Below are 17,811 nucleotides of genomic sequence, written 5' to 3'. Positions count from 1 at the left end.
ATGTGTGGAATTGTTGGCGCTGTTGCCGAACGTAATGTAGTTGAAATTCTGTTAGAAGGGCTAAAACGCCTTGAGTATCGCGGGTATGATTCGGCAGGCGTTGCATTACTGCAAAGCGATGGAAACCTAACGCGCATTCGCCGCACCGGAAAAGTTCAAGAATTAGCTGACGCGGTAGCTAACAGTGAAGCACTTGGCAGCACGGGTATTGCGCATACACGCTGGGCTACTCATGGTGGTGTAACAGAAGCGAACGCTCACCCTCACTTCTCCAGCGAACGCGTTGCCGTTGTACATAACGGTATTATCGAAAACTACGTAAGCCTTCGCAATCAGTTAACTGAAAAGGGCTACCGCTTTACCAGTGATACCGACACAGAAACAATCGCACACACAGTTCATGAAGAGCTCAAGTCTGGCAAGAACTTGCTCAGCGCTGTACAAAGCGCGGTGAACACATTTCACGGTGCATACGGCACGGTTATTATGGACAAAGAAGATCCTAGCCGTGTAGTAGTAGCACGCTCGGGAAGCCCTCTTGTTATTGGGCTAGGCCTAGGTGAAAACTTTATCGCTTCTGATCAAATGGCCTTGTTACCGGTTACTCGCCGCTTTATTTTCCTAGAAGAGGGTGATGTTGCTGAAATTACTCGCCGCACGGTAGATATTTTTGATAAGCATGGCGCACCAGTAGAGCGCGAAGTTGTAGAGTCTAATATAGAGCACGATGCGGGTGATAAGGGCGGTTACCGTCACTACATGCTTAAAGAAATTCACGAGCAGCCCACCGTTGTGCGAAACGCGCTTCAGCAGCGCATTACCGAAACGGGGTTAGCGCCTGACGTATTCGGCGAAGGCGCTGATGCTATTTTCAAGCAAGTAAAACATGTGCAAATTATTGCCTGTGGTACGAGTTATCATGCCGGCATGACCGCGCGCTACTGGCTAGAACAATACGCGAACGTGTCGTGCAACGTAGAAATTGCGTCAGAGTTTCGCTATCGCAAGTCCGTAGTACACCCAAATAGTTTACTTATTACTATTTCTCAATCGGGCGAAACTGCCGATACCCTTGCAGCGCTTCGTTTAGCGAAAGAGTCGGGATATATGTCGAGCCTTACTATTTGTAATGTTCCCGGGTCGTCGCTAGTCCGTGAGTCTGACTTAGCCTTTATGACCCGCGCAGGCGCAGAAATAGGCGTGGCATCTACTAAAGCCTTCACCACCCAGCTAACGGCGTTTTTAATGTTAACCCTCGCCCTAGGTAAAGAAAATGGCATGCTAGAAAGTGATGAGAGCGGCATTGTTGCAGCCCTTCACAGCTTGCCTGCTAAGCTAGAAGAAACGCTGGCTATTACTAACGGCATCGAAGATTTGGCAGAAGAGTTTGCAGATAAAAACCACAGCCTATTCTTAGGCCGCGGCGACCAGTACCCTATTGCAATGGAAGGGGCGTTAAAGCTTAAAGAGATTTCGTATATTCACGCCGAGGCCTATGCGTCGGGTGAGTTAAAACACGGCCCACTTGCGCTTATCGATGATGAAATGCCTGTGATCGTGGTTGCGCCAAACAATGAGCTGTTAGAAAAGCTTAAATCGAACGTAGAAGAAGTGCGTGCTCGCGGCGGCATTATGTATGTATTTGCCGATAAAGATGCTGCATTTGAAGGTGATGAGTCGATGCGCGTAATCAATGTACCTCACTGCGACGGCCCCATAGCCCCGATCATTTACACACTGCCTCTACAGCTGCTTTCTTACTATGTTGCGTTAATAAAAGGTACAGATGTGGATCAGCCTCGTAATTTGGCAAAATCGGTTACGGTTGAGTAACGGTAACTAGAAGCGACTGAGGAAATGTTAGAGCATATTATATTTGGTACTAGGCATATTATATTTGGTACTAGACATATTATATTTGGCAACAAATAAAAATTCAGCATTAAATTAGGTAATAAAAGTAGATTAGTTTATGCTCTATGTCATAGATGGCATAGGGCGTAGGCGATGAAGAAACTGCAATGGCTGACAAAAGAAGAAATCGATAAGCGCTTCGCAAGCGGCAGAGGAATGGGCCGTAAAAGCGAATATCAGCCATGGATTTACATTCAAGAAATATCCAGTGATGGCACGAGTTATCGTGCCTTATCTCACCGCACCGGCAGAGTAGTTCACTTGCTTTCCAAGCTAGAATACCTTGCTTTTTCACTCTACGACTGGAATGAGTCAATTTATGACATTCGAGAGCAGTATCCGTTTGCTCTAGAAACCACTCTGGAAGTAGCCGATAAAGCGGGCATAAAACATCCGCAAAAAGGCAATAAATATCACGTATTCACCACTGATTTGTTATTAGACTTTGATGGGTTAGAGAGCAATCAAATCGCGATTCAGGTCAAATACAATGATGAGCTGATGGATAAAAATGTTATTGCTAAGCTCGAAATAGAAAGGCGAAGTTGTCTGGCCAAAGGAATGCAGTGGAAGTTAATTACTGAACTCGACATACCTCATGTTCAACAAGCCAATATTGACTGGATACTAGGAGGAAAGGACCTTCACATTGGCGAATCTATTCAAATGCAAGTTTATGATCTTTGGGAAGAGATAAAGCGCTTCCCTGACATTAAGCTCGCTAAAGCTTGCTCAGATTATGATAAGCGTCATGGGCTTCCGTCAGGGGAAGCATTAAAGCTAGCTCGAAACGCCTTCAGCTACCGATTGCTGGCGTTTGATATCCATAAGCCCTATCAATACCTTATCTGCTCTGACATCCATAGCGTGACCTTCGGGTTCGATAGCGGAGATTTATATGCTGTTGGTTAATAGCGTAGTTGAAGATAACGGTCAATTTTATAGGGTGTTAGCCATCACACCGAATCACGCTATTTGGATTGATATATATAAACGACTTGCTGATCCTATCGAATTTGACATAAGCGCAATAGCCGAAGCTATTCAAAACAAATACGCACGAGTCGTCAATGATCCGTTCATTGATGAAACACTAAAACACCCCACCGAAGCTCAAAAAAACCGGCTAGAAGCGAACTGGTTAGTTATGCAAAAAGTTGCTGATAATCCTTATCGGCTCTTCAAGCATGGATGGCTTCGACTCTACGAGGAAGTTATCGATCAGAATCATCCTGAGTTTTCTAAAAAACACTTTTACAAGCTCCTGCGTCAATTTTTACAGCGTGGCCAGAACAAAAATGCCCTAAGACCTGATTTCCACAAGCAGGGTGCGCCAAAGCAACCGAGAAACATTGCTAATAAAAAAGTAGGCAGACCGCGTATCACGACTGTTGGCACAGGCATCCCAATTACGGATGAGATTAAACAATTGTTTAGGGAGGCCATTGATAAGTATTATTTGAATTCCATGAGAATGCCGTGGACAAAAGTTCATGACCTAATGCTACTTAAATTTAGGAAGCAATATCCCACTATTGCACGTCAAGATTCACCAACTGTTACGCAGCTAAAACACTTGTTTAATATGGAATACAAGGCCATTAAAACCGCACAAGCACGTAACACAGCAATAGCGTTCGAAAAGGACGTAAGACAACTTACCAGTACTGCAACGGCTCAAGTGTTAGGACCCGGAGACAGGTTTGAGTTTGACGCCACCATTATTGATCTTTATTTGGTCAGTGAAAAAGACCCATCAAAAATTATTGGTCGACCCACGCTTCTTATTGTAATCGATGTTTTTTCTCGTTTAACGGCAGGTTTCTACCTAACTTTTGAACCACCATCCTATGTTTTAGCCATGATGTCATTGGCAAACTGTTTAGAAAATAAAGTAGACGTTTGTAGGCGTTTAGGCATTTCAATCGAGTTTGAAGATTGGCCAGCGCTAGGTCTTCCAACGGCAGTATTAGCGGATAAAGGAGAGCTTCTTACCCACCAAGCAGATTCTTTAGTCAACGTGTTTAACACCCGTATAGAAAACGCAAAAGCTCGCCGCGGTGACGCTAAAGGCATTGTTGAACAGAGATTTAGAACCTTACAGGCTGAATTTAAGCCTTATGCCCCCGGCGTTGTGACAACAGAAACAGTTAAAAAAAGAGGGGGTAAGGATTATCGCTTAGATGCAAAACTATCTCTGCGACAAATGGAAGAGATAATTGCCTTACTTATATATAAGCATAATTTAAAAGGAATGAAAAAATATGATGCTGATGAAGGAATTCCCGAAGACCTGCCCTACACCCCAAAGGACTTGTGGAAATGGGGAATAATGAATAGGTCTGGTGCCTTAAAATCATATGACGTGGAAAAGTTTAAGGTACTAACTTTACCGAGAAATACCGCGACGGTTTCAAATGAAGGCATAAAGTATCAGTCTCTGACTTATAGTTGTTCAGAAGCATTCGAAAAAGGATGGTTTATTCGAGACAAGCACCGAACCAGACCACAGAAAGTCGAAATAGGATTTGACCCAAGGAGCACGAATAAAATTTATGTGTTCCCTCTGGGACAGACGTCTCAGTATTGGATCGCGCAGTTGACCGACCGAAGCCGTGCGTATAAAGATATGACGTTTTATGAAGCCAAGCTTTCTATGCAAGTAAGTAAACTAGCGAATAGTGAGGCTGCCAATGCCAATAAAGACAAACAGCTCTCTGCTGACGAAGAAATTCAAAAGCGCATGGAGTCAGCAGAAAAGCGTGCCAAAACTGGCAGTAAATCTGCGTCGAATAGTGCTCGTATTAAATCTATAAAAACTAATAAAAAGGAAGCTATAGCTCAAGAGCGCAAGGAACGTGCTGTCGGCAGCAACCCTGATAATGACCCTAAAACACCACCAAATAATGTTCAACCGATGAAAAGACAGGAAGATTTCTCTCACCCTGATATTCCAGATGATATTTATGGAGACGAAGATTGAAAACGCCTTATGTAGCGGTTACAGCAAATTATATTGATCCGGGGCTAGAAGAGTATCGTGGCAATCCGCTTATTGAAGCCTTGCCTAGGATTTACGAGGACGATCTTGTATTAGCAAAGACATTGGCATCCCGCCCAACACATAGTGAGGGTGACTTAAAGCTACATCCTAAATTGCGAATGCACGCGTTAGGGCGATTACTTGATGGTGACTTTTTTCATCCATTGCCAAACCACCTAAACCTCGAAAAAAAGTTGTCCCTGATGATTCGTAGCGGCTACGTTAAACGAAACCCTGCAAAACATTACGACAAACAATTGATGCAAGAAAACTATTTAAAATCTCAAGGAAAAGAAGAGAGAATTCAAGTATTCCCGACCACAGATCGATCAGTTCAGAGTACGACGTTAATTGGGTGCTCTGGCAGTGGCAAAACTACGGCGGTAAGGAAAGTTTTATCAACATACCCTCAATTAATTGAGCACCCTGACTACAATATGCATCAACAACTTGTCTACGTGGTTGTTGAATGTCCCTATAACGGCGATTTAGCGAGTCTATGTAAGAATTTCTTTCACTCGATTGACGAGGTGCTCAATACTAAGTATCACCGACGCTATGGTTATGAGATTCGAGTAGGCGAAAAAACTTTATTGCAAGCAATGAAACAGATAGTGATAGACCATTCGCTGGGTTTACTTGTGATAGACGAAATTCAGCACCTGCAAGATACCAAAGACAAACGTGATGAACTGTTAAAGTTTTTTACTGAATTGACTAATACCATCGGTGTTCCAGTACTTATCGTCGGAACCCCAAAAGCCTCGGGTATTTCGAAGGATTTGCGTGGCGCTAGGAGGGAAATTGGTTTTGGTAGTATGAACTGGGGAATATCCAAAACTGAAAGCGATATGAAGCAATGGCGGAGTTTTGCTATGCGACTATGGCGTTTTCAATGGGTTAAGAAGCGAACCCAAACGCCGGATAGCGATCTGCTTGAACACTTATTCGTACTGTCGCAGGGCATTATTGACATCACACTTAAGCTGTTTGTGATTGCACAGATAAGAGCAATTGTTACAAAAGCTGAAGAAATCACTATTCCATTGCTTGATACCGTTTATGCGGAAGAAATGAAAAGCGTACACCCTATGCTAGACGCTTTACGCTCTGGTAACGAGAAGGAAATCCTGAAGTATTCTGACCTTTTGATACCTACGGTTGATATTGAGGATGTTGTGAAAAACATGCCGCAATATGTTGAGGAACTTGATATCTCAGAGCAGAGGGAGCCTGAAGAAAATGGGCTGAAATCATTATTAGAGTTTTTCAAACTCGACTACAAGGAGCATGTCAGTGAAATTGCGCTTTTAAAAGATGAGTACCCGGACATCGACAATGTCAGCCTTGTAAGAAAGTTAATTGCTGAAGTTGATGCAAGCAAAGTAAGTTTAAAATCGGTTCAGAAAAAAGAGCAAAAACCAAAAACCAACGTCGTCCCATACGGGAAATGGTCGAAGCTTGATCATGACGATCTACGATATATTCGTTCCCAGTCCAATACTGAGTCCGAGATGCACTCGAATCTGGTCAAGGCTGGCTTAATAGCTGCTGTGGATTAGCTTTATTTGCATGAGGTTGATTTTGGTTGTGAGAGCTACCTGTATTTGAAACATCTGGCTGGCTTTGTCATTTATACTATGACAGGACTTTTCTTTCTCATGAATCAACACTATCTTTTATGTTGAAGTTATTTGGTAAGGCAAGAGAATTGGCGTATGAGCTTCTGGCAACTCTCGAAATTAGTCGGCTTTTAGCTTCTTATTCAAAGGAGGTTTCATGGATAAACTTGATGTTCTTCGACTTGCTGAAAGGGTCGCCCAAGAATCGGCATCGGGTTCTATTGCGGCTGAACTTTTGAGTAATGGAAATGATTTGTATGAGCCTAGTCAGACAAGTAAGAAACTCAGGCGAATTACACCCAATGGTGAAATCTCCGAAGGCTATCTTAAGGAAAATCGATTCGTCGTAGAAAAGATCTTTACCGTTTAACGCGATAGTTGATTTTTTGCGCAAATGGCTAACACTCTCCTCAGAGGTACTAGTGTGATCAGGAAGGGAAATTATCGGTCTAATTACCGAGCGACTTTGTCGCATGAAACTTAGCAGTTACTGTTATTATCCGCCATGAATCTATGAAAACTTGCTTTAAAGTATGACTTAATGCCACTTTTTGCTTAATGAAGATAGACTCAGACTATGCGGGGCAATTAATGTACACAATAAGTAAACTTGCGAAAGAAGCAAATGTAGGTGTAGAAACCATTCGTTTCTATGAAAGGAAGGCCTTATTGGAACAACCGATAAAACCATTGCAAGGATACAGGCAATATACACAGCAGGCACTTACCAGAGTGTTATTTATAAAGCGTGCTCAGTATTTAGGTTTTACATTGGCTGAAATATCATCACTATTAGTCTTGAGTACCAGCAGCTGTGACGACGTCCAGTCCCTCGCTGAGCATAAACTGGATATTATTGAAGATAAGTTAAAAGACTTAAGTCGTCTTAAAGGCAGCCTTGAATCCCTCGTATCAGACTGTAAAAACAACCCGAAAAACAAAATCTGCCCCATCATTCAGTCACTCCAGCCGTAAAATAACACTAACACTTGACTCCGTACCTAGATACGGAGTGTATGCTTCAGATTGTTTAAAAAATTACGTCATAATATGGTAAAAAGTAGTCAACTATCTATCTTAGGCGGTCTTGTTGCCGCCATCGGTGCTAGTGCATGTTGTGCTGGGCCGCTGGTGCTTCTTTTAATGGGTATTAGCGGAACGTGGATCAGCCATCTAACGCTTTTAGACCCTTATCGCCCTATTTTTATTTTTGCCGTAATAGTTTTATTTGGATTGGCAGGGTGGCAAATCCATCGGCCCGTAAACGACTGTGCAAAAAGTGAGTCATGTTCAATCTCTAAAGTAAGAGCGCGAAGAAAAGTAATTTTCTGGTCTACCGCGCTGTTGGCGTTTCTTTTTGTCACCAGTAATTACTGGATTATATGGCTAGTATAGCTACTACCACCTTAATTTTATCGGAGAAAAAATGAAGAAAATTTTAATCACATCACTGTTGTTAATAAGCAGCACTGCAACATTCGCGAAAGATGTAACACTTACTTTAGAAGTGCCTTCAATGGATTGTGCTACATGCCCGATAACAGTAAAAAAAGCGCTTGAGCGTGTTGAAGGTGTAATGGAAGTGGATGTTACATTCGAAAATAAACTTGCTGTTGTAAAATTTGACGATGAAGTAACTAGCCCTGATGTACTAACGAAAGCGACAGAGAATGCTGGTTTCCCTTCACGAGTAAAATCGTAACTTATTTTCGAATTGTTCTTTTTAACATACATGTGGAGCACCGCGCTTTGGCGAAAATAGAGCTTTTATCGACAATTACATGTCCTCAATGCAATCATAGCCAGCAAGAGGAAATGCCAACCACTGCATGTCAATTTTTCTATGAATGCACTCACTGCAAAATAGTGTTGAAACCTCTTAGCGGAGACTGCTGTGTTTATTGCTCATATGGAACAGTTAAATGCCCCCCAATTCAAGAGGATAGCGGTTGTTGCAGTTAGCAGATTAGCTGAGACTAATTATCCGTATTAGAAGAACACGCCTCTGCAATGCTATCTAACTGATGCAATACCCCGCACTCCTTAACCTTCTTATTATGATCACAAGCAGAACGAATTGAAACCAGTGTTTCTTGTAGTGATTTTAATTCAGCTATCCGATGTTCAATATCGTCAACATGCTTATCTATTGTGGTATTAACGTTTTCGCAGCTACTCTCTGGATTGGCTCGGGTTTCCAGTACTAACTTGATTTCCTCGATTGTCATATCTAAGGCGCGGCATTGCTTAATAAACAATAATTGTTTAAGTGCATCTTCTGAATAGCTTCGATAATTCGATTGTGTTCGCTCGGGTGCATGCAATAGCGATTTACGCTCATAAAAACGAATTGTCTGAATACTTACTCCTGCTTTAGCCGCTAAAGCTCCAATTTTCATCTCAACTTACTCATTGCTTGACCCTATACCAAGTATAGAGTTTACACTTTTGTCATAAGTGAGCAAAGCGAGTGTTTTTATGAGTGGTTGTGGGTGCGAAATAGAGATAAAAGACCAAGAACAAAAGGCAGTTCTCTACTGGCTATTGGGCATCAATGCTGTGATGTTTATCATTGAAATGAGTGTAGGCTTTATCGCTGACTCAACAGCGCTTATTGCAGACTCCCTTGATATGCTGGCTGACGCAGTCGTTTACGGTGTTGGTATATATGCAGTAGGGAAAACAATTGTTCACAAAGCCAATGCTGCAAAGGTAAGTGGATATTTTCAATTGGCATTAGGCCTATTAATTTTGTTTGACATAGCTCGTCGCGCAACCTTTGGAAGTGAGCCTGAATCTATGCTTATGATGGGCATGGGCTGTGTTGCACTTATCGCCAACGTTATATGTTTGGCGATAATCAGAAAACAAAAAAATGGTGAGGTGCATATGCGAGCAAGTTGGATATTCTCTGCAAACGACGTCATTGCAAACATGGGAGTGATATTAGCGGGTGGGATGGTTTATCTGTTTGATACTCGTTGGCCTGATTTGGTCATAGGTTTTATTGTTTCTATCGTAGTGTTACGCGGCGCAGTCTTAATTCTAAAAGACGCCAGACAGGAACTCCGTGAAAACAGCTCAACGAATGGAGAGATCGTATGAGTTTTAATCAAGCAGCAAAGCCTTACATACTTCAAAAACTGAGCGCCGCGCATAAATCCTTCTCGAACAATGACAATAAAGCAGCATTTAAGGCCTTAGAGGATGCTCATGTTATCGGTCAGCACTCTACATACCACCACACACGAGTGCATTATGAGATGCTTAAGTTTGGAATAAAACGCCGCGACCTTAAAGAGGTATCTGGGCAAATTTTTAGAATGCTAGGTGCGCTGACTAAAACAGCAATTGGCTTGTTGCCTGAGGGCAATACTGGTGGGGCGAACGTGAGTCCATTCAAGCCAATGCCCATTTCGCCCGAAAATAAAGCCATACTGGAAAAAATTAGAAATGCACAGTCATAACCATTCACACTCGCATGGGAATTCAGCCGACGCGTCTAAACGTATCGGCTGGGCGTTTTTCTTGAATGTGGTGTTCACTGTTATTGAATTCATTGGTGGATGGCTTACCAACAGCACCGCTATTATGGCTGACGCAGTGCACGATTTGGGCGATAGTCTGTCAATTGGTACAGCGTGGGGATTAAACAAGCTTAGCGATAAAGATTCTAATCAAACATTCTCATACGGCTACAAACGGTTTTCCTTACTCGGTGCATTGATCAACGGTATTGTGCTGACTGTAGGCTCCATTTGGATATTGTTTGAAGCGATACCTCGTTTGGCTGAGCCTGAAATGCCCCAAGTTGAAGGGATGGTTTTATTGTCTATCTTTGGGATGGCAGTAAACGGTTTTGCAGCTTATAAACTGAGTGAAGGTGACTCATTAAACGAGCGGGTGCTTAACTGGCATTTGCTGGAAGACGTGCTTGGTTGGGTAGCAGTATTTATCGTGTCCATCGTCTTAATGTTTAAGCCTTGGCCTGTTTTAGATGCAATCTTATCCATTGGCTTTACATTGTTCATCCTTTTCAATGTGTTTCGCAATCTCAAAGAAACCCTAATGCTATTTTTGCAAGCAACGCCCGATGAAGAGCAGCTTTCAAATATTCGAGGCGATTTACTTGCAAACGATAAGGTAAGTGATCTTCATCATTCCCATATTTGGTCTCTAGACGGTGAGCGTAACGTAATGACTGTCCATCTTGTTCTTGATGGAGATGTCAGTCTTGAGCACATCCAGTCACTCAAAGAAAGCATACACAGTTCGTTAGAAAAATATAATTTCGAACATACGACTGTTGAGCTGGAATTTGCTAATGAACAATGTCGTGACGAAGTGAAATAGGCTTGGTAGACTTTCATACATGAAAAATCTAAAACGCATAAGTTACATCGTGATCTCGCTGATACTCTTTCAGTCGTTTTCTGCTGTGGCGAATTCGTTAGATTTTCATGCAATAGACACTCAGCACTTGCAACACGAGCATAAGCATTCAGAACACAAGCAAGAGCAGTCTGAGCTGTCTGCCAATGATACCAGTGATAAAGTAAGTACAGAGCATCACAATCCTGCTGATTGCCACCATTGCGGCCACTGCCATGGCACACATGCACAGTGGGTTAGTCAGAATCATATCAACAGTCTGAAAACAGTGGTTTCAATCCACAATTTCAACTATTTAGATGCGGTAATTGACGCACCTATTAACCGATTACTTCGCCCACCCAAAATTACGTCCTAGTACTTTTTTCGATAGTGCCGCGCTGATAACACTCGCGACGCTAAACATTGATAAATTATTAGGATATTCCAATGAAAATGTTTCCTATTTTCGTGCATGCACCTGTCATTGTGTGCAGTTGCATACTGGGCTTATTACTCAGTCCACCGACCGCACATGCGGTGCAAGCTAACAGATTTGTAGACGAAAGTGTTCAAGCGCCAATACGAGAAACGCTGACTCTTGAAGACACTATTAGAATGACACTTGCCAACAATCCAAGTTTGTATGAGTTTGAATTTAAACAACGTGTTATAGACGGAGAGTCAAAAACGGCAGCGCTTAAACCAGCACTGAATGCCGGGGTTGAATTAGAAAACTTTTTGGGAACCGGCGAGGTATCGGGTCTCAAAGAGCTTGAAGTTACCTTGACACTTTCATCAGTATTACAGCTCAATGATAAGCCAGCAGCAAGGTTGAATGTACTCTCTGAACGGAGAATACAGCAAGATGTTGAAAAGCAAATACGCACCTTAGATATCCTCGGTGAGCTTAATCGTCGATACATCAAAGTACTCGTATTGCAGGCGAACTTAGAGGTAATAAAAGATGCAGAGACACTTGCACTTTATACATTGAATGCCGTAACGAAACGCGTTGAAGCAGGCGCATCCCCCTTGTTAGAACAAAAACGCGCCCAAGCCGCGCTTGCCCAAGCAAAGCTCGATGTTAGTCTCGCTCAACAAGACCTTCGATTTGGCCTGCGCAGTTTATCCATCATGTGGGGTGAGCAGACACCAAGCTTTAAGCGTGTGGAAGGCGATCTTTTTGCTTTTAATAAGATTGAGTCGTTTGATGCGCTGGCAGTCGCAATCCAAAGCAGCCCTCATATTGATCTATTCGCTAAACAAAGCCGTGTGCAAGCTGCGCAGCTTCGTCTAGCGCAAGCGAATAACCTCGCTGATATTGAGTGGTCAGCGGGGATTAAAAGAATGCAAGGTATTGATGAGACGGCACTGGTAGCCGGAATTAGCGTTCCACTGTTTCAAAAAGAACGAAACCTTGGTGAATACGAAGCACATAAAGCACGTCTTGACGCAATAGAGCTGCAAAAACAAAGCAACCTTCGCAGTCTATTACATTCAATTAATCAAGCGTTAGGCGAACATACACGTGCATTGCTAGAGGTTGAAACGATTCAACTCAACGTAATCCCCCCCTTAAAAGAAGCATTAGATTTAGTTGAGAGCGCCTACTTAGAAGGCCGTTTTAGCTACTTGGAATGGGTAATTACTCGACAGGAACTTCTGGCAACCCAGCTGACATTAATAGAGTCGGCGTCTCAAGTGCATTTAAGCAAAACAGAAATTGAAACACTCACAGGTCTCGCGCTGACGACTGAACACAATGATGACTCAACGCACTCAAGTCACCAAAACAATTGGCAGCAGTCATCTAACATTTCGATAAGAAGTCATGATTATGAATAAATTCACACTACAAAAAGTACTTATTTCTATCTTCACCCTTAGCCTTTATAGCTTCACCGCAATCGCAGGTTATAAACAAAGTGATGCAAATTCCAACGATAGAGGCAATCACGCAGGTGAAGTCGTAAGGATGAGCAATGAAACAGCAATTCATAGCGGTATTTCTGCAACTCCCGTGCTCGCACGCGAAATTGCGGTAAAAGCTACACTTTACGGACGAATTAGTGCAGATCCCGCCTCATTAAGTCATATAAGAGCACGCTTTGACGGCGTTATTAAGGATGTAAAAGTTAATATTGGAGACCCCGTTAAGAAAGGCGATATTTTAGCAGTTGTGGAGTCCAATGAGAGTTTGAAAAGTTATTCCATCACGTCACCTTTTGATGGCAATGTGATTGCGCGACATGCGAATAATGGTGAGCTATCAAACGGGCAAGTACTCTTTTCGTTAGCTAACTATAAAAAAGTATGGGCACAACTAACCGTTTTTTCGCAAATGCTTAGCAACATAAAGGTTGGACAGTCAGTTGACCTAAGCCACGCAGGTTTCAACCAAACCTCCAAAATTGCTTACATTACGCCTTCCGCTGATGGCAATCCACACTCTCTTGCCAATGTAACTGTCGACAATAGTACTGGATATTGGCCACTCGGTACGCTGGTCAAAGCACAGGTTACGACATCAACTAAGTCAGTCAATCATGCTGTTCCTCTATCTGCTGTGCAAGAGTATGAAGCCAAGCAAGTTGTGTTTGTGGTTGAGGGTGATGAGTATGAGCCCAGAGCGGTCGAGCTTGGGATCTCAGATGGTCACTATATCGAGGTCATCAGTGGCCTTGAAACAGGCGAACGTGTCGTGGCTTCCAATAGTTACATGATTAAAGCAGATTTAGAAAAATCGGAGGCAGGCCATGATCATTAACGCCTCACCACATAAAATGTTTTCCTGCCAATTGGCGTGTAGTTTTAAGGGAGGCTTATGATGCTAGCTTCCATTATTCGCACCGCAATCGAAAAGCGCGGCATTTTTCTGATGCTTTGTTTTTTGATAATTGGCTTTGGCTTATTCAGCTATCAAAAGCTGCCTATTGATGCCGTACCCGATATCACTAATGTTCAGGTACAAATCAACACACAAGCAAAAGGCTATTCACCGCTTGAAACCGAACAGCGTATCACCTTTTTGGTAGAAAACGTCTTGGCAGGTTTACCAAACTTAGACTACACACGTTCACTATCGCGCTATGGCTTGTCACAAGTGACGGCCGTTTTTGAAGAAGGCACGGATCTCTATTTTGCCAGAAACCTCATAAACGAACGGCTAGGCATTATCAAAAGCCAATTACCCGATGGTATTGAGCCTGAGATGGGGCCGATTGCCACAGGATTGGGTGAAATCTACATGTACACGCTTAGCGCGAAGCCCGGCACAGTAACTGCCGATGGCAGAAAGTTTGATGCAATGGCGCTTCGTGAGTTACACGACTGGGTGGTGAAACCTCAACTGGCCTTAGTGAAAGGGGTAACAGAGGTTAATGCTATTGGCGGTTTTACTAAACAATATTATGTGAAGCCTAATCCTCAACTCATGCTTAATTACGGCGTTAGTACTGACGATTTATTGCGGGCATTGGAGCGAAATAACGCTAATCAGGGCGCTGGGTACATTGAACGCAACGGCCAACAAATACTAGTACGTTCACAAGCGAGACTATCAAGCGTTGAGGACATCGGTAACGTGGTGGTAACGCTTACAAACCAATCTCCCGTTACGGTAAATGATATTGCAGAGGTCGCCATCGGTAAGGAGCTTAGAACGGGCGCTGCAACACGTGAAGGACAAGAGACTGTGCTTGGCACAGCGATGATGCTAATAGGCGAAAATAGCCGAGCTGTTGCGCTAGACGTGGCTGATAAAGTGGATGAAATCCAAGCAAGCTTGCCAGAGGGCGTGCTTATTCAAAGTGTTTATGATCGCACTGCGCTGGTAGATAAAGCCATCAACACAGTACGAAAAAACCTTATTGAAGGCGCATTGCTGGTTATTGTCGTCCTATTTTTACTATTGGGCAATATACGAGCTGCCATCATCACCGCTGCTGTCATCCCTCTTGCTATGCTTGCCACGATAACAGGTATGGTAAGAACGGGCGTAAGCGCGAACCTAATGAGTTTAGGCGCGTTAGACTTTGGACTGATTGTCGATGGTGCAGTTATTATTGTGGAGAACTGTATTAGGCGGTTAAGTGAATCGCAGCGGCGAACGGGTGCAATACTGCCTCTTAAAGAACGGCTGGAAGTCGTATTTGAGGCAACGAATGAAGTGATACGCCCAAGTCTTTTTGGCGTGATGATAATCACGATTGTGTACATTCCTATCTTTAGCTTAACAGGTGTCGAAGGGAAGATGTTTCACCCAATGGCGGCTACCGTAATATTGGCATTGTTAGCGGCAATGATATTTTCAATCACCATCGTGCCCGCAGCCGTTGCTATGTTCATGTCAGGCAAGGTTAGTGAAAAAGAGAGTCCAATAATAACAGGGGCTAAATCAGTTTACCGCCCTGTATTGGAGTGGGCATTAAAATTACGATGGTTAGTCGTAGGTGCTGCGACATTGCTTGTTATCATCAGTGTTTGGTTTGGGATGCGTCTAGGCTCTGAATTCGTGCCGCAACTTGATGAGGGTGACATCGCCCTTCATGCAATGAGAGTGCCCGGCACGGGAATTGAGCAGGCTGTCGATATGCAAAAACGGCTTGAACAGGTCATTATGCAATACCCACAGGTAAACACCGTGTTTGCTAAAACGGGTACTGCTGAGGTGGCTACTGATGCTATGCCACCCAATGTCACCGACACTTTTGTAATGTTAAAACCCATTGATGAATGGCCAAACCCTGCATTATCGAAAGCGAAGTTTGTCGAGCAATTAGAACGGGATCTTCAAAATGTGCCCGGCAATAACTATGAGTTTACGCAACCCATACAGATGCGCTTTAACGAATTGATTAGCGGCGTTAGAGCAGATTTAGGGATCAAAATTTATGGTGATGATCTGGATAAGCTGCGGGATTCAGCTGGTGATGTTTTAGCGGTATTACAAGGTATTCCGGGCGCTGCTGATGCACGAGTAGAACAAGTAGATGAGATCCCTATCTTCACGGTGAACCCGAAACCTTATGCGCTGGCGCGTTACAACTTAGACGTAACTGACTTGCAAACATGGTTAAGTGCATCCGTTGGCGGCAAAGAAGCTGGTTTGGTATTTGAAGGTGACAGACGTTTTGAGATTGTTGTTCGTTATTCTGAAGATATTCGCAATAACTTAGAAGCACTGGGAAATATACCCATCATGACCAATGATGGTGAGTATGTGCCAATCGCCGAGGTGGCTGAGCTTGAATATACCAATATACCCAGTCAAATAAGTCGAGAAAACGCAAAGCGCCGTATCGTAGTCACAGCAAATGTGAGAGATCGTGATTTAGGCTCTTTTGTGAATGATGCTAAAGAGCAGATCGCAGCCAATGTGGTACTGCCAAGTGGCTACTGGATAAGTTATGGCGGTACGTTTGAGCAATTGGAAAGCGCAAGTCAGCGACTGAGTTTGGTTGTGCCCGCAACGCTTTTTCTGATCCTTGCATTACTTGTGATTGCATTCGGCTCAGTCAAAGACGCCTTGATAATTTTTACAGGCGTCCCTTTGGCATTAACTGGCGGCATCTTTGCGCTTTGGATCAGAGATATGCCTCTTTCAATATCCGCAGGGATTGGTTTTATCGCGCTCTCTGGTATTGCTGTATTGAATGGTCTGGTGATGCTGTCTTTTATCAGGCAGAGGATGGAAGAAACTGGCGAGTTAGTAAACTCGATTATTGATGGTGCAATGACACGTTTGCGGCCAGTGCTGATGACCGCGTTAGTGGCGAGTCTTGGTTTCGTGCCCATGGCGCTTAACGTAGGTACTGGCGCAGAGGTGCAGCGACCTCTGGCAACCGTGGTCATTGGTGGGCTCATATCCTCTACCTTGTTAACTCTGGTTGTACTACCTGTACTCTATAGACTCGTTCACAGCAAAACTGCGATCTAATGTTAAGGGCTTTCTGATTAATGACGAAAGCCCTTATTTCGAATTATCCAGAACGGCGAAACTAGAATATTGTCGTGTCGTTCATTTTTTGACGTTGCAGGAAAGTATGGAACCAACAAGAAAAAGTGATTTGAAAAAGGCGAGAACGCTTCAAATATTAAATGTCATCTATGATGCAATTGAAGTAATAGTCGCTTTAATAGCAGGAATAATTGCCAATAGTTCAGCGCTCATAGGATGGGCATTGGACAGCACAATAGAGGTGATAAGTGCTGCCACCCTTGGCTGGCGTCTACACGGTGAGCTTAAAGGAATTGATGAAGATCAGGTAAATAGACGGAAGAAAATTACTCTCTACGTGATTGCAGTATCATTTACTTTGGTCTGTATATTTATATCTTATGATTCAATTACAAAACTTCTTAGTCAGCAAACTTCAAGCTGGAGCACTATGGGGTTAATCATTTTAGTTACTTCTTTGCTTATCAACCCTATTCTTATTTATTTCAAAAGAAAATATGGTCGTAAGCTGGACAGCCCAGCGTTACTTGCCGATGCCAAAGATACCTTTATCTGTTTATACCAGACTATCGTTGTTCTTGCTGGTTTGCTATTGGTAAATTGGTTAGGTTGGTGGTGGGCAGATCCTGTGGCGGCGTTGCTCATTGTACCTTATGCAGCAAAAGAAGGTTGGGAGGCCTACACTAAAGCAAGAGAAATCAACGTTGATAAGAAGTAACTGGCGAATACAATACTTTCTCTCAAAACTGACTTAATTCATAGTATAGAAACTATAATCGTTTTTTAGTTACTTAGATTTTTATCAGGTAATGCTGTTAACTGAGCAGATAAAACGAAGCGCCTAGTCTTCGGAAGACTACACAGAGTGTACGAAGCCATTTAGCCAATGTTTAGGATAT

General features: G+C 43.1%; 18 protein-coding genes. 17 read left to right on the top strand and 1 reads right to left on the bottom strand.

What is annotated here, in order from left to right; all coding sequences use genetic code 11:
• From glmS to AC27HD_RS13765, 9 genes are all read left to right on the top strand, one after another.
• Complete coding sequence (glmS, locus tag AC27HD_RS13805) at positions 1 to 1,833, top strand: glutamine--fructose-6-phosphate transaminase (isomerizing) (protein WP_032097652.1); 1,833 nt, start codon at positions 1 to 3, stop codon at positions 1,831 to 1,833.
• Between the two features lie 174 nt (positions 1,834 to 2,007).
• A complete protein-coding gene (locus tag AC27HD_RS13800; RefSeq protein ID WP_159120557.1) occupies positions 2,008 to 2,826 on the top strand; it encodes a TnsA endonuclease N-terminal domain-containing protein in 819 nt (272 codons plus the stop codon).
• A complete protein-coding gene (locus AC27HD_RS13795) occupies positions 2,813 to 4,897 on the top strand; it encodes a Mu transposase C-terminal domain-containing protein (RefSeq protein ID WP_159120558.1) in 2,085 nt (694 codons plus the stop codon). The genes AC27HD_RS13800 and AC27HD_RS13795 overlap by 14 nt, the downstream gene beginning before the upstream one ends.
• Positions 4,894 to 6,519, top strand: coding sequence for an ATP-binding protein (locus AC27HD_RS13790; protein ID WP_159120559.1), 1,626 nt, complete (start codon positions 4,894 to 4,896; stop codon positions 6,517 to 6,519). Before AC27HD_RS13795 ends, AC27HD_RS13790 begins: the two co-directional genes overlap by 4 nt.
• Before the next feature lie 217 nt (positions 6,520 to 6,736).
• The gene (locus AC27HD_RS13785; protein ID WP_118491370.1) at positions 6,737 to 6,949 is read left to right on the top strand and encodes a hypothetical protein; all 213 of its coding nucleotides are present in this window, start codon (positions 6,737 to 6,739) and stop codon (positions 6,947 to 6,949) included.
• Positions 6,950 to 7,170: 221 nt separating this feature from the next.
• A complete protein-coding gene (locus AC27HD_RS13780) occupies positions 7,171 to 7,554 on the top strand; it encodes a MerR family transcriptional regulator (RefSeq protein ID WP_159120560.1) in 384 nt (127 codons plus the stop codon).
• A 75-nt stretch (positions 7,555 to 7,629) separates the two neighbouring features.
• Complete coding sequence (locus AC27HD_RS13775) at positions 7,630 to 7,974, top strand: mercuric transporter MerT family protein (RefSeq protein WP_334019627.1); 345 nt, start codon at positions 7,630 to 7,632, stop codon at positions 7,972 to 7,974.
• 31 nt (positions 7,975 to 8,005) lie between these two features.
• On the top strand, positions 8,006 to 8,281 hold the full coding sequence (gene merP / locus AC27HD_RS13770; RefSeq protein WP_159120562.1) for a mercury resistance system periplasmic binding protein MerP: 276 nt from the start codon (positions 8,006 to 8,008) through the stop codon (positions 8,279 to 8,281).
• 32 nt (positions 8,282 to 8,313) lie between these two features.
• Entirely contained in the window at positions 8,314 to 8,541 is a 228-nt protein-coding gene (locus AC27HD_RS13765) for a GDCCVxC domain-containing (seleno)protein (RefSeq protein ID WP_487106560.1), read from the top strand.
• 14 nt (positions 8,542 to 8,555) lie between these two features.
• Here AC27HD_RS13765 and cadR read toward each other — a convergent pair whose 3' ends face one another.
• A complete protein-coding gene (cadR, locus tag AC27HD_RS13760) occupies positions 8,556 to 8,978 on the bottom strand; it encodes a Cd(II)/Pb(II)-responsive transcriptional regulator (RefSeq protein ID WP_487106558.1) in 423 nt (140 codons plus the stop codon).
• Between the two features lie 79 nt (positions 8,979 to 9,057).
• Between cadR and AC27HD_RS13755 the strand changes: the two genes are divergently transcribed.
• The 8 genes from AC27HD_RS13755 to AC27HD_RS13720 all read left to right on the top strand — a co-directional run bounded on the left by AC27HD_RS13755 (position 9,058) and on the right by AC27HD_RS13720 (position 17,630).
• Complete coding sequence (locus tag AC27HD_RS13755) at positions 9,058 to 9,684, top strand: cation efflux transmembrane domain-containing protein (protein WP_487106556.1); 627 nt, start codon at positions 9,058 to 9,060, stop codon at positions 9,682 to 9,684.
• On the top strand, positions 9,681 to 10,046 hold the full coding sequence (locus tag AC27HD_RS13750) for a DUF3703 domain-containing protein (RefSeq protein WP_487106554.1): 366 nt from the start codon (positions 9,681 to 9,683) through the stop codon (positions 10,044 to 10,046). The genes AC27HD_RS13755 and AC27HD_RS13750 overlap by 4 nt, the downstream gene beginning before the upstream one ends.
• Entirely contained in the window at positions 10,033 to 10,932 is a 900-nt protein-coding gene (locus AC27HD_RS13745) for a cation diffusion facilitator family transporter (RefSeq protein ID WP_487106552.1), read from the top strand. Before AC27HD_RS13750 ends, AC27HD_RS13745 begins: the two co-directional genes overlap by 14 nt.
• Positions 10,933 to 10,951: 19 nt before the next feature.
• Positions 10,952 to 11,329: a hypothetical protein gene (locus AC27HD_RS13740; protein WP_487106550.1), complete on the top strand. Its 378-nt coding sequence runs from the start codon at positions 10,952 to 10,954 to the stop codon at positions 11,327 to 11,329.
• Between the two features lie 71 nt (positions 11,330 to 11,400).
• The gene (locus AC27HD_RS13735) at positions 11,401 to 12,798 is read left to right on the top strand and encodes a TolC family protein (RefSeq protein ID WP_487106548.1); all 1,398 of its coding nucleotides are present in this window, start codon (positions 11,401 to 11,403) and stop codon (positions 12,796 to 12,798) included.
• On the top strand, positions 12,791 to 13,720 hold the full coding sequence (locus AC27HD_RS13730) for an efflux RND transporter periplasmic adaptor subunit (RefSeq protein WP_487106546.1): 930 nt from the start codon (positions 12,791 to 12,793) through the stop codon (positions 13,718 to 13,720). Before AC27HD_RS13735 ends, AC27HD_RS13730 begins: the two co-directional genes overlap by 8 nt.
• Positions 13,721 to 13,780: 60 nt before the next feature.
• Entirely contained in the window at positions 13,781 to 16,891 is a 3,111-nt protein-coding gene (locus AC27HD_RS13725; RefSeq protein WP_487106671.1) for an efflux RND transporter permease subunit, read from the top strand.
• Positions 16,892 to 16,997: 106 nt separating this feature from the next.
• Positions 16,998 to 17,630 carry a cation diffusion facilitator family transporter gene (locus AC27HD_RS13720; RefSeq protein ID WP_334019628.1) on the top strand — a complete coding sequence of 211 codons (633 nt, stop codon included), beginning with the start codon at positions 16,998 to 17,000 and terminating at the stop codon, positions 17,628 to 17,630.
• Positions 17,631 to 17,811 lie beyond the last annotated feature (181 nt).

It is taken from the genome of Alteromonas sp. 4NS20-0143, assembly GCF_057542855.1.
This window is presented reverse-complemented; position numbering and strand designations above follow the sequence as displayed.

Bases quoted from the DNA above. Each gene is read 5' to 3' on its own strand.
- glmS (WP_032097652.1), top strand. From the start codon at position 1: ATGTGTGGAATTGTTGGCGCTGTTGCCGAACGTAATGTAGTTGAAATT.
- AC27HD_RS13800 (WP_159120557.1), top strand. From the start codon at position 2,008: ATGAAGAAACTGCAATGGCTGACAAAAGAAGAAATCGATAAGCGCTTC.
- AC27HD_RS13795 (WP_159120558.1), top strand. From the start codon at position 2,813: ATGCTGTTGGTTAATAGCGTAGTTGAAGATAACGGTCAATTTTATAGG.
- AC27HD_RS13785 (WP_118491370.1), top strand. From the start codon at position 6,737: ATGGATAAACTTGATGTTCTTCGACTTGCTGAAAGGGTCGCCCAAGAA.
- AC27HD_RS13780 (WP_159120560.1), top strand. From the start codon at position 7,171: ATGTACACAATAAGTAAACTTGCGAAAGAAGCAAATGTAGGTGTAGAA.
- AC27HD_RS13775 (WP_334019627.1), top strand. From the start codon at position 7,630: ATGGTAAAAAGTAGTCAACTATCTATCTTAGGCGGTCTTGTTGCCGCC.
- merP (WP_159120562.1), top strand. From the start codon at position 8,006: ATGAAGAAAATTTTAATCACATCACTGTTGTTAATAAGCAGCACTGCA.
- cadR (WP_487106558.1), bottom strand. From the start codon at position 8,978: ATGAAAATTGGAGCTTTAGCGGCTAAAGCAGGAGTAAGTATTCAGACA.
- AC27HD_RS13755 (WP_487106556.1), top strand. From the start codon at position 9,058: ATGAGTGGTTGTGGGTGCGAAATAGAGATAAAAGACCAAGAACAAAAG.
- AC27HD_RS13750 (WP_487106554.1), top strand. From the start codon at position 9,681: ATGAGTTTTAATCAAGCAGCAAAGCCTTACATACTTCAAAAACTGAGC.
- AC27HD_RS13745 (WP_487106552.1), top strand. From the start codon at position 10,033: ATGCACAGTCATAACCATTCACACTCGCATGGGAATTCAGCCGACGCG.
- AC27HD_RS13740 (WP_487106550.1), top strand. From the start codon at position 10,952: ATGAAAAATCTAAAACGCATAAGTTACATCGTGATCTCGCTGATACTC.
- AC27HD_RS13735 (WP_487106548.1), top strand. From the start codon at position 11,401: ATGAAAATGTTTCCTATTTTCGTGCATGCACCTGTCATTGTGTGCAGT.
- AC27HD_RS13730 (WP_487106546.1), top strand. From the start codon at position 12,791: ATGAATAAATTCACACTACAAAAAGTACTTATTTCTATCTTCACCCTT.
- AC27HD_RS13725 (WP_487106671.1), top strand. From the start codon at position 13,781: ATGCTAGCTTCCATTATTCGCACCGCAATCGAAAAGCGCGGCATTTTT.
- AC27HD_RS13720 (WP_334019628.1), top strand. From the start codon at position 16,998: ATGGAACCAACAAGAAAAAGTGATTTGAAAAAGGCGAGAACGCTTCAA.